Source organism: Desulfogranum aggregans (assembly GCF_055398265.1).
Genome location: NZ_AP042447.1, coordinates 1,479,193 through 1,502,086, shown reverse-complemented (window position 1 = coordinate 1,502,086; position 22,894 = coordinate 1,479,193). Strand labels below are relative to the sequence as shown.

At 54.4% G+C, this 22,894-nt stretch carries 17 protein-coding genes; 11 read left to right on the top strand and 6 right to left on the bottom strand.

The genetic code is table 11. The features are described from left to right. Nucleotides 1-3: 3 nt before the first annotated feature. The gene (locus ACZ52Z_RS06845; RefSeq protein WP_464270005.1) at nt 4-2,364 is read left to right on the top strand and encodes an FAD-dependent oxidoreductase; all 2,361 of its coding nucleotides are present in this window, start codon (nt 4-6) and stop codon (nt 2,362-2,364) included. A 62-nt stretch (nt 2,365-2,426) separates the two neighbouring features. On the opposite strand, the gene ACZ52Z_RS06840 is transcribed toward ACZ52Z_RS06845, so the two are convergent. Both ACZ52Z_RS06840 and ACZ52Z_RS06835 read right to left on the bottom strand, forming a co-directional pair. After that, nucleotides 2,427-2,699, bottom strand: a complete 273-nt coding sequence (locus ACZ52Z_RS06840) for a hypothetical protein (RefSeq protein ID WP_464270004.1) — start codon at nt 2,697-2,699, stop codon at nt 2,427-2,429. Nucleotides 2,700-2,871: 172 nt separating this feature from the next. After that, nucleotides 2,872-4,725, bottom strand: a complete 1,854-nt coding sequence (locus tag ACZ52Z_RS06835; RefSeq protein ID WP_464270003.1) for a penicillin-binding protein 1A — start codon at nt 4,723-4,725, stop codon at nt 2,872-2,874. 156 nt (nt 4,726-4,881) lie between these two features. On the opposite strand from ACZ52Z_RS06835, the gene mutL reads away from it, so the two are divergent. The 7 genes from mutL (at nt 4,882) to ACZ52Z_RS06800 (ending at nt 13,178) form a co-directional block, all read left to right on the top strand. Next, complete coding sequence (gene mutL / locus ACZ52Z_RS06830) at nt 4,882-6,753, top strand: DNA mismatch repair endonuclease MutL (RefSeq protein ID WP_464270002.1); 1,872 nt, start codon at nt 4,882-4,884, stop codon at nt 6,751-6,753. Nucleotides 6,754-6,822: 69 nt separating this feature from the next. Then, nucleotides 6,823-8,133: a histidinol dehydrogenase gene (gene hisD / locus ACZ52Z_RS06825; protein WP_464270001.1), complete on the top strand. Its 1,311-nt coding sequence runs from the start codon at nt 6,823-6,825 to the stop codon at nt 8,131-8,133. Continuing rightward, nucleotides 8,123-8,842 carry a 16S rRNA (guanine(527)-N(7))-methyltransferase RsmG gene (rsmG, locus tag ACZ52Z_RS06820; RefSeq protein ID WP_464270000.1) on the top strand — a complete coding sequence of 240 codons (720 nt, stop codon included), beginning with the start codon at nt 8,123-8,125 and terminating at the stop codon, nt 8,840-8,842. Before hisD ends, rsmG begins: the two co-directional genes overlap by 11 nt. 215 nt (nt 8,843-9,057) lie before the next feature. After that, nucleotides 9,058-10,140 (top strand): 3-isopropylmalate dehydrogenase, encoded by a 1,083-nt coding sequence (gene leuB, locus ACZ52Z_RS06815; RefSeq protein WP_464269999.1) that lies wholly within the window; start codon nt 9,058-9,060, stop codon nt 10,138-10,140. 21 nt (nt 10,141-10,161) lie between these two features. Then, complete coding sequence (prs, locus tag ACZ52Z_RS06810; RefSeq protein WP_464269998.1) at nt 10,162-11,085, top strand: ribose-phosphate diphosphokinase; 924 nt, start codon at nt 10,162-10,164, stop codon at nt 11,083-11,085. Between the two features lie 26 nt (nt 11,086-11,111). Continuing rightward, complete coding sequence (gene asd, locus ACZ52Z_RS06805) at nt 11,112-12,230, top strand: aspartate-semialdehyde dehydrogenase (protein WP_464269997.1); 1,119 nt, start codon at nt 11,112-11,114, stop codon at nt 12,228-12,230. A gap of 78 nt (nt 12,231-12,308) precedes the next feature. Beyond that, nucleotides 12,309-13,178 carry a radical SAM protein gene (locus tag ACZ52Z_RS06800; RefSeq protein ID WP_464269996.1) on the top strand — a complete coding sequence of 290 codons (870 nt, stop codon included), beginning with the start codon at nt 12,309-12,311 and terminating at the stop codon, nt 13,176-13,178. Nucleotides 13,179-13,516: 338 nt separating this feature from the next. Here ACZ52Z_RS06800 and ACZ52Z_RS06795 read toward each other — a convergent pair whose 3' ends face one another. From ACZ52Z_RS06795 to ACZ52Z_RS06780, 4 genes are all read right to left on the bottom strand, one after another. Beyond that, a complete protein-coding gene (locus tag ACZ52Z_RS06795) occupies nt 13,517-14,209 on the bottom strand; it encodes an ABC transporter ATP-binding protein (RefSeq protein WP_464269995.1) in 693 nt (230 codons plus the stop codon). Then, nucleotides 14,202-15,428: a lipoprotein-releasing ABC transporter permease subunit gene (locus tag ACZ52Z_RS06790; RefSeq protein ID WP_464269994.1), complete on the bottom strand. Its 1,227-nt coding sequence runs from the start codon at nt 15,426-15,428 to the stop codon at nt 14,202-14,204. Before ACZ52Z_RS06790 ends, ACZ52Z_RS06795 begins: the two co-directional genes overlap by 8 nt. A 49-nt stretch (nt 15,429-15,477) precedes the next feature. Next, nucleotides 15,478-16,965 carry a lysine--tRNA ligase gene (gene lysS / locus ACZ52Z_RS06785; RefSeq protein WP_464269993.1) on the bottom strand — a complete coding sequence of 496 codons (1,488 nt, stop codon included), beginning with the start codon at nt 16,963-16,965 and terminating at the stop codon, nt 15,478-15,480. Between the two features lie 131 nt (nt 16,966-17,096). After that, on the bottom strand, nt 17,097-18,398 hold the full coding sequence (locus ACZ52Z_RS06780) for a class I SAM-dependent RNA methyltransferase (RefSeq protein WP_464269992.1): 1,302 nt from the start codon (nt 18,396-18,398) through the stop codon (nt 17,097-17,099). Between the two features lie 64 nt (nt 18,399-18,462). Between ACZ52Z_RS06780 and ACZ52Z_RS06775 the strand changes: the two genes are divergently transcribed. The 3 genes from ACZ52Z_RS06775 (at nt 18,463) to ACZ52Z_RS06765 (ending at nt 22,833) form a co-directional block, all read left to right on the top strand. Next, entirely contained in the window at nt 18,463-19,821 is a 1,359-nt protein-coding gene (locus tag ACZ52Z_RS06775) for a sigma-54-dependent transcriptional regulator (protein WP_464269991.1), read from the top strand. A 177-nt stretch (nt 19,822-19,998) separates the two neighbouring features. Then, complete coding sequence (locus tag ACZ52Z_RS06770) at nt 19,999-21,918, top strand: diguanylate cyclase domain-containing protein (RefSeq protein ID WP_464269990.1); 1,920 nt, start codon at nt 19,999-20,001, stop codon at nt 21,916-21,918. 330 nt (nt 21,919-22,248) lie between these two features. Beyond that, a complete protein-coding gene (locus ACZ52Z_RS06765) occupies nt 22,249-22,833 on the top strand; it encodes a nucleotide exchange factor GrpE (protein WP_464269989.1) in 585 nt (194 codons plus the stop codon). Nucleotides 22,834-22,894 lie beyond the last annotated feature (61 nt).

Genomic DNA, 22,894 nt, shown 5'->3' with positions numbered 1-22,894 from the left:
GTTATGAGTCAAGAAAATGCACATGTAATTACCGTTCGCGGTATGGATGAAAACAACCGGCGGATTTCCTCGAAAGTGTTTGAAGAGGAGATTCGCGGTGCTGCAGCCGGAGCCGACAGGCTGGTCCTTGAGTCTTTTGGACAGCACAATATAGGCATGCGGCTTGGTTCCTTGGAGCGCCCACTGCATATTACCGTCAAGGGACCGGTGGGGCAGCGACTTGGGTGTATGGGGATGCCTGGTGCGACCATCGTATGTGAAGGATCGGCTTCTGATGATGTAGGATACCTGAATATTGGTGCTGATATAGTCGTCAAAGGTGACGCAACCAATGGTGTCTGCAATGCCATGGCAGCCGGCAGGGTGATGGTCGGCGGCTCCATTGGTGCCCGTGGACTTACCATGACCAAGTGGAACCCCGACTATGACAAACCGGAGATGTGGATCCTGGGTTCGGTGGGGGATACTTTTGCAGAGTTCAACTGCGGCGGCATCGGCGTTGTCTGCGGCGTAGAGGCCAAAAACCCGGACAATGTTCTCGGGTATCGTCCCTGCGTGGGGATGGTCGGCGGGAAGATCTTTTTTCGCGGGAAAACCGACGATTCCTATTCTCGAACAAATGCCAAACTTTCCGATCCGAGTGATGAAGATTGGCAGTGGCTGAGTAACAACCTCCCGGCCTATCTTGATGCCATTGGGCGTCCGGAGTTACTGGAAACGCTCTCCGTGCGGGAAGAATGGCAGGTGCTTGACGCCATCACGCCTCAGGAGCGGGCCTTGATGTTTTCCGGGCCCATGCCGATGGAGGAGTTTCGACGACGTATCTGGAAGCAGGGGTTTGCCGGCGGCGACCCGTTGCGTGATCTGGCGCCGACCCTGGAGCGGAGCGTTATCGGGGTGGTTGAGACAGGGGACATGCGGCGCAAGAAGCCCTGGTGGGCCAATCGTGATTCGGCTGCACCCTGCACCTTTTATTGTCCGATCCATATTCCCACCATTGACCGTCTGCGGATGATTCGGGAAGGGCGCAATGAGGAGGCCTATGAGATGCTCCTTCGTTATACCCCTTTTCCGGCTTCGGTGTGCGGCACCATCTGCCCGAACCTCTGCGTTCAGAATTGTTCCCGGGAGAAGCTCGACTACAGTATCGATGTTTCTGTCCTTGGCAGGGCGGTGCAGCTTGTAGACCCGCCGGAGCCGGAACCTGCAATCGACTGTAAGGTGGCGATTATCGGCGGTGGGCCCAGCGGTATGGCCGTTGCCTGGCATTTGGCAATGCACGGTGTGACCGCTGATATCTTTGAAAAAGATACCGTGCTTGGCGGAAAGCTTGCCCAGACTATTCCCTGGGAACGGTTGTCCAAGGCTGTCTGGGAAATGGAGGTCGAACGCTTCCTCAAATATGAGAATATCCATGTTCATCTCGGGGTTACGCTTACCAAGGAAAAGGTGGAGGCGCTCAAGGAGGAATATGACTACCTGGTAATCGGTGTGGGTGCGCATCAACCGAAAACCCTGTCGTTTCCAGGTCATGAACGGGTGATTCCCGCACTGGACTACCTCAAGGCCGCCAAAAGCGATACTCCCATGGTTACAGGCAAGCAGGTTGTGGTCATCGGCGCCGGTAATGTCGGCTGCGATGTGGCCGCCGAGGCCTACCGTCTGGGTGCTGAGCAGGTGACCCTGGTGGATATTCAGAAACCGCTTGCCTTTGGCAAGGAGCGTGATGCTGCCGAGGCGCTTGGGGCAACCTTCAGGTGGCCGGTTATGACCAAGGAGGTTACTGAGGAGGGACTCGTCACCAATGACGGAACCCTTATTCCGGCACAAACGGTGATTATTTCTATTGGTGATATTCCCAGTCTGCCGTTTCTGCCAGATTCCGTTGAGTTGGTGGAGGTTGCCGGCGGGACCTGGATCAAGAGCGATGAAACCGGACGTACCAGCGATGAGAAAATTTTTGCAGTGGGGGATGTCGAACGGCCTGGACTAGCGACCAATGCCCTTGGAGCCGGTAAGCGTACAGCCGAGTATATTATCGCCAAGATCAAAGGAGAAGAGTGGCTTCCATTCAATAAGCGGCTCATCAAATACGAAGATCTCACCATTGCCCACTACGATCCTGAGCGGGATGTTCCCGTTACAGAGGACCAACAGGCGGCAAGATGCCTCAGCTGCGGTTCTTGTCGGGATTGTCACCTCTGTGAGACAATATGCCCGACCAATGCCATCAGTCGACAGGAAAAGTTGAAAGGTGCTGACGGTGTCAACTATGAGTATGTCTCAGATGACAATAAATGCATTGCCTGCGGGTTTTGCGCTGATACCTGTCCTTGCGGAATCTGGGTGATGCAGCCTTTCTGAACGATCAACAGCCTTACCCGTTATTGGAGCCCTTTTTCGCCGGCTTGTGCGAAAAAGGGCTTTTATTTTTTCATGATTCGCATGACTACTTTGTATTTGCGGCCGTCGAGGTCCTTGGGGAGGGCGGTGCCGTTGGGTACCAGCACCGTCAGTACCTGGCCGTTGTGGGGATCCTGGCGAAATTGTTTCCTCCGCTCCTTTCCTTCAGGACGTGAAATCCGTTGCCGTGGAGGCCTGACATGAAGGATTTCCGCTTCAACCGTAACGGTACTGCTTTCCGGTTTGTTAACCGGCGGTCCGGTTGGCTGGACCGATCCAATAATGATGTCAACCATGAGTGCCTCCTGAGCAAAAGGGAATTGAAGCTGGACACTGCAGAACATTCCCCATTGCTTTACCCCATTTTTGCTTGTTCATCAAGGTGTTCACCCTTCCCTTCACTGAAGGGGTGGAACCTCATGATCTGCACCCGCACCGTTCTCTCTGTTTCCGCATTTGCAGGAGGCTCTAGCGTGGCTGAGCATGCTTCATGAATGTTGTCCATACCGGGGCGGCACTGTTTCCACCTGTTTCACTCCTGCCCAGGGGGCGATTGCGATCATGGCCGAGCCAGACTCCGGTCAGGAGACGGCCTGAGTAGCCGATGAACCAGGCATCGGTGTTGTGGTCCGTGGTGCCTGTTTTTCCTGCAGCATGCGCTATAGTTGATGCTTTTTTTCCTGTTCCCCGTTGTACAGCGAGGGTGAGCAGGCGGTGCATGGTGGCGGCGGTTTCCGCAGAGAGTACGGGCCTGGGACGTGACTGTGGCCAGCCTTGGCGGCGTCCATTATGGTCGCGAATACTGGTAATGAATACCGGTTCGATTGACCGACCCTGGTTGGCAAACATGGTATAGGCACTGGTAGCCTCCAGCAGGGAGAGCGGCGAGGAGCCGAGCGCTAGCGTCAAGTCTGGTTCAAGCGGTGCGTTGATGCCCGCATTTCGCGCAAGGCGGACAACCGGCTGCAGACCGGTCTGCTGTAGAAGCTTGATGGCAACAATATTGCGCGAATGAATAAAGCCCTCGGTCAGTGTGGTCGGCCCGGCATAGCGATTGGCGTAATTTTTCGGGCTCCACACTGATCCGTCCCGGTTGCGAATGGTGAGCGGTGCGTCAGTGATGGTATCATTTGGTCGTCGCCCCTGTTCAAAAGCTGCGGCATAGACAAATGGTTTAAACACCGAGCCCGGCTGTCGTTTGGCGTTGGTCGCCCGATTGAACGGGCTTTCCTGGAAATTGGTTCCGCCCACCAGGGCTCTGACCCGGCCGGTTTGTGCGTTCATGGCGACCAGCGCCCCTTGGGGCGGGGGATCACCTTGTCGGGTGACGATGGCACTGACCCCTGCGCTGATCGCCTTGACGGCGTTTTCCTGCATGTCGCTGTCAAGAGTGGTGACGACGGTCAAGCCTTTTCCATAGAGGGCTTCCCGTCCATACGTGCGGCGCAGCAGGGTGCGGACATGGTCGGTAAAATATCCGGCAACCTGTTTGCTGTGCTGAGGTGGCCGGTATTGTAGCTGCGTACTATATGCCGCACGGGCCGCTCCGGAGGAGATGATGCCATCTTCGGCCATGCGGTTGAGGACATAGCGTTGCCTGGCTTTGGCTGCCTGAGGACGTTTGTGCGGCGAGTAACGGCTTGGCGCTTGAGGTAGGCCTGCCAAAAGGGCGATTTCTGCCAGGGTTAACTCTTTGACCGATTTTCCGAAATAGCGGCGGGCGGCTGCTGCAACACCGTAGGCCCCTTCACCGAGATAGGTTTCGTTGAGATAGATGAAGAGGATTTCCTGCCGAGTAAGGACCTTGTTGAGCCGATAGGCCAGGATCGATTCCGTTATTTTTCTGGAATAGCTTTTTTCCCGCGACAGCATCAGGGAGCGCGTTACCTGCTGTGTAATCGTCGAGCCGCCCTGGCTTCGACGACCTGAGCGAAGGTTGTTGATCGCTGCACGGAGGATGGACCACACGTCAAGCCCCTGGTGTACCCAAAATCGGCTGTCTTCAGCAGCGACAAAAGCCTTGGGCAAAAGTGGGGGCATGTCTTCAAGGCGAGTGATGATTCGGTACTGCCTGTAAATGGCATCAACCGGCTTCCCGTGCCGGTCCAATACCGTGGTGGCAACCTGGGGCCGGTAATCCTCCACTGTGCGGATATTCGGGATGTCCAGCAGGAGGAACCAGGCGAGCCCGGAACCGATAACGATGGTCGCAACTGCGCCGAGGAGCAGCAGATATACGCACAGGTGGGAATGCCCGTATACTTTGCGGGGTTTTCGTTTTACCGAAGCGGACCGTTTTTTTTGTTTTGCTTTGGTGGACAAGTGCGCAGAGAGTATGTAATGTTAGGGTTTGAAAAGTAAACTGTTGCATACCTTTTCGGCTGCGTGGGCCACTGCCGGCCCAGCGTGTAGCCGTTCTCTACCACGAATTGTTGTGTTGAGCATCATCAAAGCTCACCTCCTTATACTCTGGCTGTCGTGTCACGCATTCGCATCCTCTCAGAACATCTTGCCAACCAAATTGCGGCCGGTGAGGTCGTAGAGCGTCCAGCATCGGTGGTAAAGGAACTTGTCGAAAACAGCATAGATGCCGGTGCCAGACAGATTGACGTCCAGGTAGAGGGCAGCGGGGTTCGCTTGTTACGGGTCGTCGATGATGGCTGCGGCATGGTGGAGGATGATGTGCTTTTATGCCTGGAGCGGCATGCAACCTCTAAGATTGCGGAAGAGAGCCAGCTGGGAGCTATTGCCACCTTGGGCTTCCGCGGTGAGGCACTGCCCAGCATCGCATCCGTGGCGCGCATGACCCTACTCTCACGCGTTGAGGGCAAAGAAAGTGGCACCCGTGCCGAGGTCCGGTATGGAAAACTGCACGCCATCCACGAGGATGGTTGTAGAAATGGGACAATTGTTGAGATACGTCACCTATTCGGGAATGTTCCGGCAAGGAAAAAATTTCTCAAGTCCGCCCGAACCGAGACGCACCATATTGAAGAAGTGATAAAGAACCAGGCGCTTGCACTCCCTGAGTTAGGGTTTACCCTGCAGGTTGACGGGCGAACAGTCCTTGATTGCCCTCCTGGAAGTGATCTGGAAACCAGGGTGCGCTATATTTTTCGGTATTCCGGCAAATTACTGTCTCTGGAGCATGCCGGGGCAGCCGTACCGGACGATGCCCATGTTGGAGGTTACCTGCTGCTGCCAGAAACTGCGCCGGCCAGGTCCGCACGCCTGCGGATACTGGTGAACGGGCGCGCTGTTCAGGACAGGATAATCCGCAATGCGGTGGTCGATGGCCTTCAGGGGTTCCTCATGAAGGGTTACCAGCCCGCTGGCGCGGTATTACTGGATGTTTCCCCTGAAATGGTCGATGTCAATGTGCATCCGGCAAAGCGGGAGATTCGTTTTCGCGATCATCGCCATGTATATGAGCTGGTCCGTACCGTGGTTCGGCAGGCTATCTGCCGTCACCAGGAGCACACCCGTGAAACGCTCTTTGGTCCCCAGGTGAAGGCAAACGCGGAGCAAACCGCGACAGCAGCTCCCTCTCCTCTGCAGGTCGCCGAACCAGAGCCGTATCAACATGTGCTGCATCCATCGACGCCAGCCGAAGAGAAGGAGGCTGATTCCCCTTTGCGACAAGGGGGGCCAAGCGATCATTTGGCCGCAGCACCCGCGGCTTCCGCCTCCTCCTTGCCGGCAAACAGAGAAAGCCACTCGTCGTCAACCCTTTCCGGAGCCAATGACAGGGAGAAGACATTTGCCGGACTGCGACTCATCGGACAGCTTTTTTCGCTGTACCTGCTTGGTGAAAAAGACGAACAATTGGTGGTTATAGATCAGCACGCAGCGCATGAGCGTATCCTCTACGGTCAACTCAAGCAGGGATACCTGGCAAAAGAGATTCCCCGGCAGAACTTGCTTTTTCCGGTAACGATAGAGCTCGGTCCGGATCATATGGAAACAATCGAGCGGCATCACCTTGAAATCAATGAGCTTGGAGTGGAACTTGATTATTTTGGAGATTCCACCTGGGTGATCAAGAGCGTCCCTGCAAGTATGCGTGTGCTTGATCCGGCCACACTGGTCTACGATCTGCTGGAAATGCTCGAGGAACGAAAGACAGGCAGCGACAAAATCGTTGCAACCATGGTTGATGACCTGTTGGCCTCCATGGCGTGCAAAGCAGCAATAAAGGCCGGGAATACCCTTGAGCCGCAGGAGATGCTCAGCCTTTTGCAGCAGATGGAGGAAAGTGATGTTTTTTCTCACTGCCCCCATGGCAGACCAGTGGTGCGTACCTTTACTGCAGCAGACCTGGAAAAATGGTTTCATCGTCACGGTGGATGAGCATGTCTGCCGATAATACTGTTTAGCCCCTCGCAGGGTGCTGATAATTGGAAGAGGAGTGATAGCTTCATGTTGGATATAATAGATGCAGCCGGAGATAAGGGCCGGCAGCGACTGGCCCAATTGGGTAACCGGTTTGTTGAAGCCGATGCTGACTGTCGAAAGGCGGTGACCGAGATCCTCGAACGAGTTCGCATCGAGGGGGACGACGCTGTCCTTGACTATACCCGTCGGTTTGATGCACCGAATTTGGCTCTGGAATCCCTGCGGGTCGAGGCGGCTGAGTTTGAACAGGCCTATGCGGAAGTCGATGAGGCTTTTCTCGAGACCCTGCGGTTTACCGCGGATCGAATTCGGACCTTTCACGAACGGGAAATGGAAGACTCTTGGATGCTGACCCGTGAGGACGGAACCATTACCGGTCGGCTGGTGCGGGCGGTAGACTCTGCCGGACTTTACGTTCCTGGAGGGCAGGGCGGCTCGACCCCATTGGTTTCTTCGGTGCTGATGAATGGTATTCCAGCCGCCATTGCCGGCGTCAAGCACCGGGTCATGGTGACTCCGCCCGATGCCCAGGGGCGCATTAGCTCCGCCCTGCTGGTTGCCGCAAGGGAAATCGGGGTTGAGGAGGTATACAAGGCCGGATCTGCTTGGGCTATCGGTGCCCTGGCCTACGGCACCCGGTCCATTCCCCGGGTTGACGTTATTGTCGGGCCAGGCAACCAGTATGTGGCCGAAGCGAAGCGACAGGTGATGGGGCGGGTACGCATCGATATGATCGCCGGACCCAGTGAAGTGCTCATCGTTGCCGACGAGTCAGCTGTTCCTGCCTTCATCGCTGCAGATATGCTGGCTCAAGCCGAGCATGATGAGCTGGCTTCAGCAGTACTGGTCACCACCTCTGCTGCGGTTGCGGAAGAGGTCGGAAGAGAGCTGAAAAAACAGCTGGCTGTCCTTTCTCGGGCTGCCATCGCCACTAAGGCCCTGCGGGATCATGGAGCCATCTTCATGGTTGCCGACCTGGAGACGGCCATTGATATTGCCAACCAGATCGCCAGTGAGCACCTTGAGCTTCAGGTGAACGACCCGTGGGCGTGGGTGCCGCACATTCGTCATGCTGGAGCAATTTTTCTCGGACCACATACCCCCGAGGCGGCCGGCGATTACGTTGCAGGTCCCAATCATGTACTTCCTACCATGGGGACTGCCCGCATTTCTTCGGCATTGGGGGTGGAGACCTTTTTGAAAAAAAGCTCCATCATCTCCTACTCTGCCGCTGCCCTGCGCAATGATGCAGAGCACATTCAGCGGCTGGCCACCCTGGAAGGGCTCACAGCCCATCGTCAATCGGTGACTGTACGGGTAAACCGTGAAAAGTAGATCCACCCTACAGCAGGGAGCGGCACAGTTGGGCGTGGATTTGGGCCCATCGCAATTGGCATCCCTGTTGCAATATTTCCAGGAACTGCAGAAATGGAGCAAAAGGATCAACCTCATCGCCCGCAGTACCGATGAACAGCAGGTTATCGAGAAGCATTTTCTTGATTCGCTGACCCTTTATCCTTTGCTCGCCCGACACAGGGGTGGCGACATCAGCCTGCTCGATGTCGGTACGGGAGCTGGTTTCCCAGGACTTGTGCTTGCCGCGGTGATGTCGGAGGTCAGGGTCAGTTTGCTGGAGCCGCGACTCAAGCGGGTTTCCTTCCTTCGTCACGTTGTACGGACCCTGCAGCTGACCAATGTCGAGATTATTGCCGATCGGGTTGAATCCTTTACAGCTAAAGGTGTACGTCCCTATAGGTATGTGACCAGCAGGGCGGTTGCCGCCCCTGCAAAGGCGCTGTCTCTCCTGCACCCTTTTCTTGAGTACGGCGCTCAGGCAATACTCATGGCAGCCAAAGAGGAGAGTGTACAGGTGGTGAAGCAGACGGCCCAACCCTACCGGCTGGTTGAGGTGATCACCTACCGCTTGCCTTTTTCCGGAGCTGGAAGGGTCATCGGGCTGGTTGGTTTGAACAAAGGCGACAGCGACAAAGCTCCGGCAGGTCAGAGGTGGAGCGCAGAGGGCACCGGTGTCGATGTCGGGTGACTCGACCGAGTCCGTACCTTTTTCAGACTGGTAACTTCAGGAGTTATCTGTTACTAGAGTGGGAATATTCGAGCATATGTCCCTGTAGCATAGTGGGTGCACTTACCTGCTTAACTGTTGGTGGTGGTCTTCTGCATCATTTATGGTGCGGATGTGCGACCTCCAATGATGCAGACAGGGGTTTTTACGACCAATGAGAGGCAAAGAGGAGTGGGATGAGGAGCAAGATTGCGGTGTTGGCCGGAGACGGCATTGGACCGGAGGTAATGGCTGAGGCCCTGAAAGTGCTGGAGGCTGTGCAGCGGAAATTTGATTTTTCGTTGGAATTTACCGCCGCAGATGTTGGTGGAATAGCCATTGATAATCATGGGGAGGCTCTGCCTTCGGCTACTCTGGAGGTCTGCCAACAGAGCGATGCCATCCTCTTTGGCTCAGTCGGGGGGCCGAAATGGGAGCATCTGCCGCCCGAAGAGCAACCGGAAAGAGCAGCCCTGCTGCCTCTGCGAAAACATTTTGACCTTTTTTGCAATCTGCGGCCGGCAAAGGTCTTTCCTGCCCTTGTCGCTGCCTGTCCCCTCAGAGCAGATATCGTGGGGGACGGTTTTGATGTGCTGGTGGTTCGTGAATTGACCTCTGGTATCTATTTCGGCCAGCCCAAGGGAAGGGAAGGGAGCGGAGCAGAGGAAAAGGCCTGGGACACTATGGTATACAGGCGCTCGGAGATCGAGCGTATTACCCGAATGGCTTTCGAAGCCGCGCGGGTGCGGAGTAAAAAGGTGACCTCCGTTGACAAGGCAAACGTGCTGACGGTTATGGTTTTGTGGCGGGAGGTGGTGAACGAGATCGCCAAAGAGTATCCGGATGTGGAGTGCAATCATATCTACGTTGACAATGCCACCATGCAGCTCGTTCGCGACCCGCACCAGTTTGACGTGATGCTGTGCGGCAACATGTTCGGCGACATCGTATCCGATGAGGCCGCCATGATTACCGGTTCCATGGGCATGTTGGCGTCCGCGAGCCTGAATGCGGAAAAATTTGGACTGTATGAACCTGCAGGCGGCTCGGCTCCCGACATTGCCGGACAGGGAAAGGCAAACCCCATTGCCCAGATCCTTTCAGCCGCCATGATGCTCCGTTACAGCCTGGGACAGGAGGAGGCAGCCGCTGCCATTGAACAGGCCGTTGCAACCAGTCTGGAGCAGGGGATAATGACAATGGACATAGCCACATCCGGGCTGACGCCGGTAACAACTGCAGCCATGGGTGATGCGATTATCAGTGCACTCGAAAAATAACCACAGCCGTAAGGAGGGGACATGGCGAAGCGAGGCAATCTGCTCCTTATCAATAACGAGGCAGCCGCGTCACTCGCTGAGGCTGTAGCCCGTGAGCTGCGGGTAGAGCGAACAGAAATGATACGGCAACAGTTTGCCGACGGTGAACTGTATCATGCCTTTCCGACAGAAGTGGCAAGCAAACATGTGGTCATCATCGCCTCAACGCCCGATGACAGAGGGCAACAGGAGCTGATTGACCTCATAGCCGGTGCCAGGTACTGGAATGCTCTGTCGGTGAATGTCGTGATACCCTATCTCGGCTATTCAACCATGGAAAGGGCAAGGCCCGAATCCGGCGAGATTCCTAAAGGGATAACCCGTACCCGGCAGATTTTTCGTACTCGACCGAATTATGTGGCCTTTATCGATCTTCACTCCGAGGCAGTACTTCATGCCCATGCCGGTGAGATCCGCACCCAACATCTGTGGACAGAGCGATATGCTGCAGCAAAAATTCGCCAACTGGGACTGGACGATTTTGTGCTGGTCTCGCCGGATTATGGTTTTAGTAAACGGGTGTCGCGCCTGGCCAGGTTGTTGGATTGTCCCCATACAGCCGCCAACAAGGATCGATATGATGTAGACAGAACCATCGTCAGTCAACTTTCCAGTGCGGTGAAGGGAAAGACAGCGGTTATCTGTGATGATATGATTCGCACAGGAGGGTCGATGCTGCAGACTGTTGATCGCTGCTATGAGGCGGGAGCAGTTGATGTGGCCGTGATGGCCACCCATCTGGTGCTGGCCGGTGACGCCAGGAAGCGTTTCAAGAAAAGAGGCATCAACTGTATTATCGGTGCGGATACCTATCCCGGATGCTGCAGCGATGAACTCCTGCAGATTTTTTCCGTGGCTCCACTTATTGCCGATGAGCTGTGCAAACATCTGCGCATGAAAAAATAGAATCAAGGAAAGCAAAGAGAAGAGCAATGAAAAAAGTTGGTATTGTTGGATGGCGAGGCATGGTCGGATCCGTATTGATGGACAGAATGCGGGAGGAAAATGATTTCCATGGATTTGAACCCCGCTTTTTCTCCACTTCCCAGGTGGGGCAGGACGGACCAGAGATCAATGAAACGACCTACCAGCTGCTTGATGGCCGCGCCATAGAACAGCTTGCTGAATTGGATGTGATCGTTTCCTGTCAGGGAGGGGGGTATACCGGTGAAGTCTATCCCCAGCTGGTTGCCACCGGCTGGCAGGGGTACTGGATTGATGCCGCCTCCAAGCTGCGTATGGATAGTGACTCGCTCATCGTCCTCGACCCGGTGAACAGGGCGGTCATAGACCGTGGCCTGAATGATGGAACCACGAAGTTTATCGGCGGCAACTGCACAGTTTCCCTGATGCTGATGGCTTTGGGCGGTCTCTTTGCTCAAGGCTGGGTCGAGTGGGTCAGTTCTCAAACCTACCAGGCCGCATCCGGAGCCGGAGCAAAAAATATGCGTGAGCTGGTTGAACAGATGCGCCGAATCGGAGACCAGGCCGGTGACCTGTTGAGTAATCCGACCAGCGCTATTCTTGACCTCGATCGAACGGTGACCAACACGCTTCACGAGGACGGGTTTCCTGTAGCCAACTTCGGTGCGCCGCTGGCTGCAAGCCTGATTCCCTGGATTGATGTACCCATGGAAAACGGCCAGACCAGGGAGGAGTGGAAAGGGTACAGTGAGACCAATAAAATACTCGGTATGAGCGAAAATCCCATTCCCATCGATGGGTGCTGTGTCCGTATCGGAGCCATGCGCTGCCACAGTCAGGCCTTTACCATCAAACTGAAACAGGATGTACCCCTCCATGAAGTGGAACAGGCCATTAGTGAGCATAACCAGTGGGCATACCTGGTGGAAAACTCCAAGGAGGCAACCATCAGGGAACTCCATCCGGCGCGAGTGACCGGTACGCTTGACATCCCGGTGGGCAGGGTTCGCAAGATGAATCTCGGGCCTGAGTATGTCAGCGCGTTCAGCGTTGGCGACCAACTACTCTGGGGGGCTGCAGAACCATTGCGCCGGATGCTGCGCATCGTTCTTGAGCATATAGGGTAATGCCCATCGATCCTTGCGCTGCATGAGCTTGCCTGGCAGCGCACCGGGAGAAAACTGCAAGCAGGGCGGTATAGCATCGTGCACTATCAGGGCGACGTTTTTCGACCACCAAGTGAAGCCAAGTCAATTCTCCTGCAGGTGACCACCGGCTGTTCCCACAACAAGTGTACCTTCTGCGGGATGTACAAGAACAGCCGGTTTTCGATCAAAGACGATGCCACTATCATGGAGGATATCGACTATGCAGCTCGCCATTTTCAGCGACTGCGACGGCTGTTCATATGTGATGGAGACGCCCTGATACTGCCTCAACGACGGTTACTTCGCATTCTGGAGGCCATTGGAGAACGTCTGCCATGGGTTGAGCGTGTAGGGATCTATGCCAATACCAAAAGTATCAGGCAAAAAACCGATGCTGACCTGCGGGCACTGCGTGAGGCAGGACTGAAGATTGCCTACATGGGGCTTGAGTCGGGAGACGATGTGACGCTGCAGCGCATCTGCAAAGGGGGGGATGCTGCAGCCATGGTAGCCATGGGACAGCGGCTGCGTCGTGCCGGGATGCTCCTTTCAGTGACCGTCATCCTGGGTATTGCAGGCCGGGAACGCTCCCATGCCCATGCAAAAGCGTCAGGGCTGGCCCTGAGTGCAATGGATCCAGAATATGTCGGTGCTCTGAGCCTTATGCTGACCCCCGGTACTCAGTTGCATACGGCTTATGAGAATGGGAACTTTGTACTCCTCGATCCTTTGGAGATGCTTGAAGAGCTGAGAATAATGATATCCCATACGGATGTAAGCGGAGGATACTTTCATGCCAACCACGCCTCCAATTATCTGCCGATAAAGGCGCGCCTGCCGGAAGAAAAGGAGGCGACCCTGGAGCAGATTCACCAGGCACTCCAGGGAAAGGTTAGCCTGAAGGAGGAGCGGTACCGTCTTTTTTAGTACAGTAGCCGTGAGCATGAAAACCGGGGATCGTCTCCCTCCTTTGTCCTGCTCCCTGTTCATTTTTCTTTTCCCGCCCTGACAGGCTACACCTTGCTGCTGAAGCAGCCCATACCGTGCAGCATACTTGCAGTCACAAGGTTGGTCGAGGCATGAGCGCGATCGGTGGGGTTTTGTTGTGAAAAATGTACAGCGAATCGCACTATTGAAGCGCTATAGCGTGCGTTTGGCACAGGAAAAACTTCTTTCTAAAAAAACACACCACAACGCGGTGCAAGGTGGGGATAGAGGCAGGGCGGAAGAGAACGTAGGGGGCCAGGTGCTGGATGTGGCGTGGCTTACGCCGCTTCCTTGAGACGGCCATCTATGAGGGTCAGGCAACGATCCAACCGTTTGGCCAGCTGCAGATTATGGGTAACCATCACTACACTCAGTCCCATTGAGTCGCTCATTTCCTTGAGCAGGTCGAAGACAACCTTGCCGCTGGCAGAGTCAAGATTGCCGGTTGGCTCATCGGCCAGCAGGAGTGCAGGCTGCATAATCAGTGCCCGGGCAAGGGCAACCCGTTGTTGTTCGCCACCGGAGAGTTCACCGCTTCTGTGGTGGCTTCTTGGCTTTACACCGACTCTTTCAAGAAGGTCCAACCCTTTGGCTTCAAGCGATTCTCGCTGCATTCCCTTGATGAGCCCGGGCATGATGACGTTTTCCAGAGCAGTAAATTCTGGCAGCAGGTGGTGAAACTGAAAGATAAAGCCGATATTTGCATTGCGATGCGCGGCAAGTTCTTTATCGCTGTAAGTTGTCAGGTCTCTCCCTTTGAAAAAAATATTGCCGTCATCAGCAGCGTCCAGGGTGCCCAGGATTTGCAGCAGGGTGGTTTTACCGGAGCCTGAAGCGCCAACAATGGCGGTCATTTCCCGATACTCGATGTCCATCTGGACCTGGCGCAGTACCTGAACCTCTTGCCGTCCCTGGTGGTAGGTTTTGGTTACACCGGTTGCCTGAAGGAGTAATGGTTCCCGCTCACTCATAGGTCAGTGCCTCTGCTGGTCTGATTTTTGACGCTTTCCAGGAAGGATAAAGCGTGGCCAGGAGAGTAATGGCAATAGCCGAAAGGGCAACCACCAGCACATCCATCGGTACCACTGTAATGGGCATGGTTGACATGGGATACACGTTGCTGGGAAGTTCGATTATTTTATATCGTTTGAGCACGGCGCACAGGCCGAGCCCGCTGATGACCCCCAGACCGGTGCCGCACAGGCCTATCACCGCCCCCTGATAAAAAAAGATACGCATAATGGAGCGGGTGGTAGCGCCCATTGATTTCAGGATAGCGATATCGCGGTTTTTTTCCATGACCACCATGACCAGTGCACTGATAATATTGAGTGCTGCTACCAGGATGATCAAGTCAAGTGCAATAAAGATACCCACTTTTTCCAGTTTAAGTGCGGCAAAGAGATTCTGGTTAATCTGCATCCAGTCGCGCACTGAATACCCGGGTCCAAGGGTTGATGTTATGGCAGCGGCTGTCTTGTCGGCATGGTCGACACTCGCTACCCGGACTTCGAGGCCATGCACGCCTTGATCCAGACCGGTCAGGGCGCGGGCGGTATCCAGGTTGGTATACCCCATGGTGGAATCGTATTCATACATGCCTGTTTCAAACAGGCCAACCAGCAGGCAGGTTTTGATTTTTGGCAGCACTCCCATGGGCGAAAGGGGACCATTAGGCGAGATTAGGCGCACCTTATCACCGACCGTGACCCGGAGCCGCCGGGCAAGCTCCACTCCCAGGATAATGGCTGGGAAGGTACTGGTGCGTTCAAGGTCTGCCAGGCGTCCAGCTTTCAGGACCTGGCCAATGGTGATCACCTTTGCCGCGCTGGCTGGGTCGATGCCGCGAAGGACAATACCGGTTGAGGTGTTGCCGGAAGTAATAAGGGCCTGCCCATAGACATACGGGGTAACGGCTACTACTCCTTCAACGGGTTCAACCCTGCCGGCAACACGGTCGATGTCCTTGATGGTGCCGCCATAGGCCTGGACCAGAATGTGGGCATTGATGCCAATGATCTGGTCGCGCAGTCCCTGAGTGAAGCCGGTGTACACACTCAACACCACGATCAGTGCCATTACTCCAACGGCGACTCCCAGGACGGAAATCACCGTGATCAGCGAGATGAATTTTTGCTGCCTCTTGGCGCGCAGGTAGCGCAGGCAGATAAACCACTCAAAAGACGGCATGAATAATCGCAGTTGGGCAGAAGATGTTCAATGAGCCGGTCAAAAGCCTCTATTCCCGAGCTTCCGGTTTGAGGTGCGGAAAGAGGATGACATCACGAATGGAAGGTGCATCGGTCAGCAGCATGACCAGACGGTCAATACCGATCCCCTCGCCTGCCGCTGAAGGCATGCCGTACTCAAGTGCTCGGACATAGTCCTGATCAAGAACCGGATGGATTTCCTCATCATCGCCCCGTTGTTCAATCTGCTGGGCAAAACGCTGGTGCTGATCAATCGGGTCGTTCAACTCACTGAAAGCATTGGCGATTTCTCTACCGGTGATGAACAGTTCAAATCGGTCGGTGACCCTGGGGTCATCTTCATTGCGGCGAGCCAGGGGGGAGACTTCTGTTGGGTAGGAGGTGATAAATGTTGGGTCAACCAGCTGTTCTTCGACCAGGAGTTCAAAAAGCTCGGTTTTGGCTTTACCAAAGCCGGCTTCCGGCTGCAGTTCAATGCCTTTGTCCTTAACCAGCTGGAATATGGCCTCTTCGTCTTCCAGTACAGCAGGCTCTATGCCACCAATCTGCACCAGAGCCTCGTCCATTGACAGGCGCCGCCACGGAGGGGCCAGGTTGACCGGTGCTCCCTGATAGGTAATTTCCATGGATCCGGTTACCTCGGCAGCCAGCCAGGAAATCATCTCTTCAGTGAGGTCCATCAGGTCGTGGTAGGTAGCATACGCCTGATAAAATTCAAGCATGGTGAACTCGGGGTTGTGACGGGTGGACAAGCCCTCATTGCGGAAGTTCCTGTTTATCTCAAACACCTTTTCAAATCCGCCAACCAGCAGTCGTTTGAGGTAGAGCTCCGGTGCAATCCGCAGGTAGAGGTCCATACCTAAGGCGTTATGGTGGGTTTTAAACGGTTTGGCGGTGGCGCCTCCGGGGATGGGCTGCATCATCGGAGTTTCAACTTCCAAATAACCACGATTATTGAGAAAGTCTCGGATCAAACGAATAATTTCCACCCGTTTCTGGAAGGTTTCTCTGGCTTCCGGGTTGACGATCAGGTCAAGATAGCGTTGGCGGTAGCGTGTTTCCACGTCCGTCAGCCCGTGAAACTTTTCCGGAAGCGGACGCAGCGACTTGGATATCATTACCAGGGAGCGGGCATCCAGTGAAGGTTCGCCGGTCTTGGTTTTAAAGACTTTTCCCTCCACTCCGACAATGTCGCCGACATCCCATTTCTTAAACAGGGAAAAATGATCACTGCCGACAGTATCTCGCCGCACGTAGATCTGCATCCTTTCCGAGGCGTCCTGCAGGTGGAAGAAGGCAGCTTTACCAAATTTCCGCATCGACATAATCCGACCGGCTACCCGGAAAGTGGTACCGCTTTGATCGTGGGTTTCCGGACTGAGGTTTTCTCCCAGGGGGAGAATATCCGCGATTGCCTGGGGGGCGGTAAAGGTGTTTGTGTAGAGCTTGACGCCTTCCTTGGCAAGCGCATCGGCCTTTTCCCGGCGCTGCTGAAGAGTATTGCTTGTTGTTTCCATCAGTTATAATGTAAAAGTAAGAATTGGAAAGGAGGAGAAATCTTATCGGATGATTGTGCTCAGTTATGCTTTTCGGGCAGCAATGGAGTTGATGTAAGACCGGATAGTATTAGTGCGTCGAGGTGCGTATGTCAATTTTTTTCCAGCACAACCAGTGATTCAACGTGGTGGGTCTGGGGGAACATGTCCACCGGAGTTGCTGCTGTGACCTTATACCCCTGTGCGCCAAGCGAGAAAACATCCCGACTCATGGTTGCCGGGTCGCAGGAAACGTAGATAATCGTTTCCGGTTGCAGCCTGCTCAGGTCCTTGACCATTGGTTTTTCCAGCCCCTGGCGGGGCGGGTCGAGGAGGACGGCCTTGAAAGACGACCGACGGTAGCTGAAGCGGGCCAGGGCCTCTCCAACGGGCTCGCAGCAAAAAGTCCCAGGATTATCGACGTTTACCTGCTGGCTGTTGCGGCGTGCCCAGAAAATGGAGCGTTGATTATGTTCGACCCCGGTGACTTTCCAGTCCAGCTGCTGCAGCGGGATGGAAAAGTTACCGATGCCGCAGTAGAGATCCAGGAGGCTGGCCCCCCGCCCATTGCCGAGAATAGCGCAAACCTGGGCAACGAGTTGTTGGTTTTGCAGCGCATTGGTTTGAAAAAAGCAGTAGCTGTCCCAGCAGAGGGCGTAGCACAGGGAAGTATGGGAAAAATGTTGCTGTAGCAGCGGTTGTAGGGGAGGGGCAGGACCTTCTGGCTTTCGAAATGCTGCTTTGTCTCTGGTAATGGTGTAAGGTGTTACGTTTTGGGGAAGAGCGGCTGGTCCAAGAGGCGTATCTGTCCGGCGGGGATGAAGGACCGCGATTATGGTGCCATCTGCCGGCGAATCGATCAGTTCAATGGCTTTGCACTGCTCGGCAGTTTTTTGCAGAGAACCTGAGGAAAACAGCTTTTCTAGGCTGTCGTTGATCGCTTCGGTGGCAATGAGGCAGCGGGTCGTAGGGATAATTCGGTGACTGCCGGCCTGGTGAAATCCCAGGTTCTGTTTTCGGTCCAGATGAAGACGGATGCGGTGGCGATAGGCAAATGGATGTGGTGAGGCTAAAGTGTCACCAATGGCTGCTTGAGCAAGGTCTACGCGGTTGCGCTCCATGGCTTCGATGAGCAGGGTTTGTTTCAGTGCCAGCTGCCCGGCGTAGCTGAGGTGCTGGAGGTTGCAGCCGCCGCACCTGGTGTAATATGGACACGGCGCGTCCACCCGCTCAGGGGAAGGCGCACGCACGGTCTGCAGCTCTGCTTGAATAAATCGCTTGGCCCGTTTTTTTTCCCGGACTTCCACCAGCTCTCCAGGAAGGACATAGGGCACCATGACCACCATGCCGTTATTGAGGCGCCCTAGGCCGGCACCTCCGTGAATTATTTTTTCGATTTTGAGCATTTCTTTCATCGGGCTCTCCACTGTTGAGGAAGCCAATCTATACAGCATCTACACTATAAAAAACAAGGCTACCATGCAACAGACGCGACAAACGACCTGCAGGGTATTGGTTGTTGATGATGAACAAGTACATCGTTTCATGCTCAGTGCCCTTTTTACGGAATGGGGTTGGGAGGCCAGTGAGGCCGACGACGGTTTATCGGCAGTTGCAGCCGTGGAGCAGGGTCCATTTGATGCCATTGTGATGGATGTACGCATGACAACCATGGATGGGATGGAGGCGCTGAAGCGTATCCATACCATCAACCCTGCCATTCCCGTGGTAATCATGACCGCTTACTCCTCTATTGACTCAGCAGTGGCGGCTATGAAAGAAGGGGCACATGATTACCTGACCAAACCGCTGGATTTCGACAAGCTCAAACAGACCCTTGAGGTGGCAATGGGGCATCGGCAGAAAGGGGAGAGCGCGAGTGGAGTAGGGCAACCTTTTGGTGAAAATGAATATTTTATCGGTAACTCACCAGCCATGCAACAGCTGTGGCAGCTTATTTTACAGGTAGCGCCAACTGAAGCAACGGTCCTGATATATGGAGAATCAGGAACCGGTAAAGAACTGGTTGCCTCGGCTATTCACCATAAAAGCGGGAGGTGCAGCGGACCGTTGGTCAAAGTCAACTGTGCGGCGCTGGCCGAAAATTTGCTCGAGTCGGAATTATTTGGCCATGAGCGGGGAGCATTTACCGGCGCAGACCGGCGGAGGGAGGGCCGTTTTATCCAGGCACAGGGAGGGACGCTGTTTTTAGATGAAATAGGTGAGACTTCGCCGGCAATGCAGGTGAAATTGCTGCGGGTTTTGCAGGAGCATGAGTTGGAAAGAGTCGGGGGACAGGAAACCCTGCAGGTCGATGCCCGCATTATCACCGCTACTAATCGGAACCTAGAGCAGGAGGTAGCTGAGAGTAGATTTCGTGAAGACCTCTACTACCGGTTAAATGTAGTAGTGCTCGAAGTTCCACCCCTGCGGGAGCGAGATGGTGATATTCCCCTGCTGGTTGAGTTCTTTCTCCAGCGTTTTGCAGAGAAAAATTCCCGGCAAGTGCGAGGCGTCACCCCGGAGTGTATGGACATACTTATTCGTTATCCATGGCCCGGCAATGTTCGAGAACTCGAGAACTCCATTGAGCGTGGCGTTATTCTCATGGGAGGCGAGTACCTCGACGTCAGCGGGCTGCCCCTTACCATACAACGCTGGGCCGGACGGCACCCTGGCGAGGTACGGAAAAAACCAGCGACCCTCAAAGAGGCGGAAAAAGAATTGATTCTCAAAACCTTGCAGGAAACCGGCGGTAATCGGAGTGAGGCGGCACGCCGGCTGCAAATTACCCGCAAGACGCTCTTGAACAAGCTGAAGAGTTATAATATACAGTAGGGTTTTCAGGGCGTTCACGTCCGGGTGCACCGGTGATGGAAGCAAAACGAGGGTTTCTGGTCAGCCAGTAAAATTCCATGGTCTGCAAAGAACGGTGGAGGCGACCTACAAAGAATTCACCTACATGCCGTGTACGGCAGCAGCGATGAGCTGGTCAGTTATGAATACAGAGATACGATGGTGAGTGGACAAAAGGAAAGCCAGATAAGAGCAGGCGGGAGAGAATCGCTGCTGCTGGCGATGTATGAGGTTTGTCGCTTTCTGCTTTCAGAGAAAGATTTGCCCACTCTGCTGCAGGGAATTTGCGACCGACTGGTTACCCGAGGGGCATTTGATTCTGCTCTGATGGTTCTCCTCGATGAAGAAACCGGTATGATGATAACTGCTGAGACGGGTTTTGCAGATCGCTTTCCAGCGGTATTGGAGGCCCTCCGCGAGGGCACCATGCCATCCTGCGGCGACCGGGTGCTGGCAGCCGAGGAGAAGATTGCGGTATGGTGCGACCTTGAGCAGTTTCCAGTCCCTGAGTCTGATGCCCCTGGTGAGCACCCTCCTGGTCTATGTACGGCAATCAGGTGCACCTCCTCCCTCTATGGTTTTCTTTTGGTCTATCGTCCCCTGCGGAGCGCAAGCGGTGAAGACACGGGTTTTGCTCCTTCCCTGTTTGCCCAACTTGGAGAACCTGTTGCCCAGGCCCTGCGACGGTTATTTGCTGAAGAGGAGTCCAAACACAGGGAAGAGGAAATGCGTTTGGCTGAAGAGCGCTACGAACTGGCCCTCTATGCCTCTCAGGCGGGATTATGGGACTGGAATATTCAAACGGGTGAAATGTACACCAGTCCCAACCAGAGGGAGTATCTGGATTACAGAAGCGGTGATATAGGGCCAGGGGCATCACATCGTGTCGTCCACCCAGACGATAAGCCCAAGGTACTGGCTATACTCAATAAGCATCTCGCCGGTGAGACCGATGAATACCGCATTGAGTATCGGGTCAAAGATGCAGATGGTGAGTGGGCGTGGTATCTGGACCGGGGAAGGGTTGTTGAACGCGATGAGAATAAAATGCCGGTACGGATGACCGGCACCCACCAGAATATCACCATACAGAAACAGAGAGAACAGACACTGGCGGCAATCCAGCAGCAACTGCATGATGCGGTGGACCATGAACGAAGTTTTCTCCAGACCGTTATCGACAGCGCCGGAGATCCGGTTATGGTTGTTGATCTGCAGTATACTCTTCTCCTGATGAACCGGACAGCAGCGGAACTTGTGAAAAACCCGGGGGGCAAGGGCTCGGTGGAAGGGAAAAAATGTTATGAGCTTTTTTGCGGGGCCGACATTCCCTGTACAGATTCTCGATACCCTTGTCCCATTCAGGCAATTAAGGAGAAAGGCCAGCAGGTAAAGTTGATCCATAACCCCTATCACGGAAATGGTATCAACAACACGTTTGAATTGGATATCTCTCCCCTGGTCAACAGCAGCGGCGAATTGTATGGGGTTATCGAAGTTGCTCGGGATGTAACCGACCGGCTTCGGATCGAAAAGGAACTGCGGGACAGTCAGTCCAGACTGTACCGACTCGCACACCATGACACCCTGACCGGCTTGCCCAATAGATTGCTGTTTCGCGATCGCCTCGATCAGGCATTGATTCGGTCGGAGCGGATGCAAAAAAGTGTCGCCATCATGTTTCTTGACCTGGATAGGTTTAAGCAGATAAATGACACTCTAGGCCATGATGCAGGGGACGAATTATTGGTGGCGGTTGCTCAACGGTTGAAGCAGCAGTGTCGGGCATCGGACACGGTGGCCAGGCTCGGAGGCGATGAGTTCGTGTACATCCTTGACGGCATCGGCAATCGTCAGGACGTTTCAGGAATTGCAGAAAAAATAATCGCCAGTATGCAGGAGCCGGTGATGGTCGGAGGGCACCGTCTCGATATCTCAACCAGTATGGGGATTGCCCTCTATCCTGACGATTCCAGTAACATCGACGGGGTGATCAAGTGCGCGGACCAGGCACTCTACCGAGCAAAGGAGGCAGGGCGAAACACCTACCGTTTTTATGAGGTTGGAGAATCTCGTTGACCGGTGTTGGTGAGAGCTGCGAGCAGAGGTTCTATTAGCCCTGTTTGGGTTTATGGCCGCGTAGGTTTTTTCCAGCGGAAAAAGATCCAAAATACCGCCTTGTGCGTAGGTAAGGCGACCACCAATGAAGATCCAGCAACAAGTTCAACCCTTGCATTTTCGGGGGATCTGGAGGGTCCCCATCCTCTTGTAATTTGCATTTTCATGCCCTTGACACTGGTTTTTGCCATACTTATTGTTGGCACCAGATTTGTCGGGTCGGCCTGTAGACCGAACCTCGTAGGCCAGTTTAACACAGAGGAAACATACTTTGCGACAAGGAGATTTGAGGTGGTAGAAGAAACAAAAGAGCAGCAACCTGTAGACCTGGAGAAAGAGGCTGGAGCCTCAAGTGTTGCCGAAGAAACGGAAACAGCTACTCAAGAAGGTGCTGAAAACGAGGAGATAAATCTGCAGGAAGAGCTGGATGCCACCAAGGACAAACTGCTTCGTGTTGCTGCGGAATTTGAGAATTTTAAAAAGAGGATGGAGCGCGAGCAGAGTAAGCTCATGAAGTATGCAGGTGAAAATATCCTGCGCGAGCTGCTGACAACCCTGGATAATCTTGATCGCGCTATTGACCAGGGAAAAGCTGAGGCAGGAGACGCGAGCGTAAAATTGGAATCCATGCTCGAGGGCGTTGATCTGACCCGTAAGGGGTTGGTCGGGACACTCGAAAAATTTGGTGTCGAACCGCTGGAGGCAGTCGGCAATGAATTCAATCCTGATGAGCAGGATGCACTAACCATGGAGGCCAGCGATACCGTTCCCGCCAACCATGTTCTGCGTGAGTTTGCCAAAGGATATCGCTTTAAGGACAGAGTGCTTCGTCATGCCCAGGTAGTGGTTTCAAGCGGCCCGGAAGCAAAACAGTAAGCGAGCGATCCTCAGCATTGAATTGACCATACAGGTAATTTATTTATTTTTTATAAGCATT

Coding starts and splice junctions, on each gene's coding strand:
- leuB (WP_464269999.1), top strand. CDS start 9,058: ATGAGGAGCAAGATTGCGGTGTTGGCCGGAGACGGCATTGGACCGGAG.
- asd (WP_464269997.1), top strand. CDS start 11,112: ATGAAAAAAGTTGGTATTGTTGGATGGCGAGGCATGGTCGGATCCGTA.
- ACZ52Z_RS06775 (WP_464269991.1), top strand. CDS start 18,463: ATGCAACAGACGCGACAAACGACCTGCAGGGTATTGGTTGTTGATGAT.
- ACZ52Z_RS06845 (WP_464270005.1), top strand. CDS start 4: ATGAGTCAAGAAAATGCACATGTAATTACCGTTCGCGGTATGGATGAA.
- ACZ52Z_RS06840 (WP_464270004.1), bottom strand. CDS start 2,699: ATGGTTGACATCATTATTGGATCGGTCCAGCCAACCGGACCGCCGGTT.
- ACZ52Z_RS06770 (WP_464269990.1), top strand. CDS start 19,999: ATGGTGAGTGGACAAAAGGAAAGCCAGATAAGAGCAGGCGGGAGAGAA.
- prs (WP_464269998.1), top strand. CDS start 10,162: ATGGCGAAGCGAGGCAATCTGCTCCTTATCAATAACGAGGCAGCCGCG.
- lysS (WP_464269993.1), bottom strand. CDS start 16,965: ATGGAAACAACAAGCAATACTCTTCAGCAGCGCCGGGAAAAGGCCGAT.
- ACZ52Z_RS06790 (WP_464269994.1), bottom strand. CDS start 15,428: ATGCCGTCTTTTGAGTGGTTTATCTGCCTGCGCTACCTGCGCGCCAAG.
- ACZ52Z_RS06795 (WP_464269995.1), bottom strand. CDS start 14,209: ATGAGTGAGCGGGAACCATTACTCCTTCAGGCAACCGGTGTAACCAAA.
- ACZ52Z_RS06780 (WP_464269992.1), bottom strand. CDS start 18,398: ATGAAAGAAATGCTCAAAATCGAAAAAATAATTCACGGAGGTGCCGGC.
- hisD (WP_464270001.1), top strand. CDS start 6,823: ATGTTGGATATAATAGATGCAGCCGGAGATAAGGGCCGGCAGCGACTG.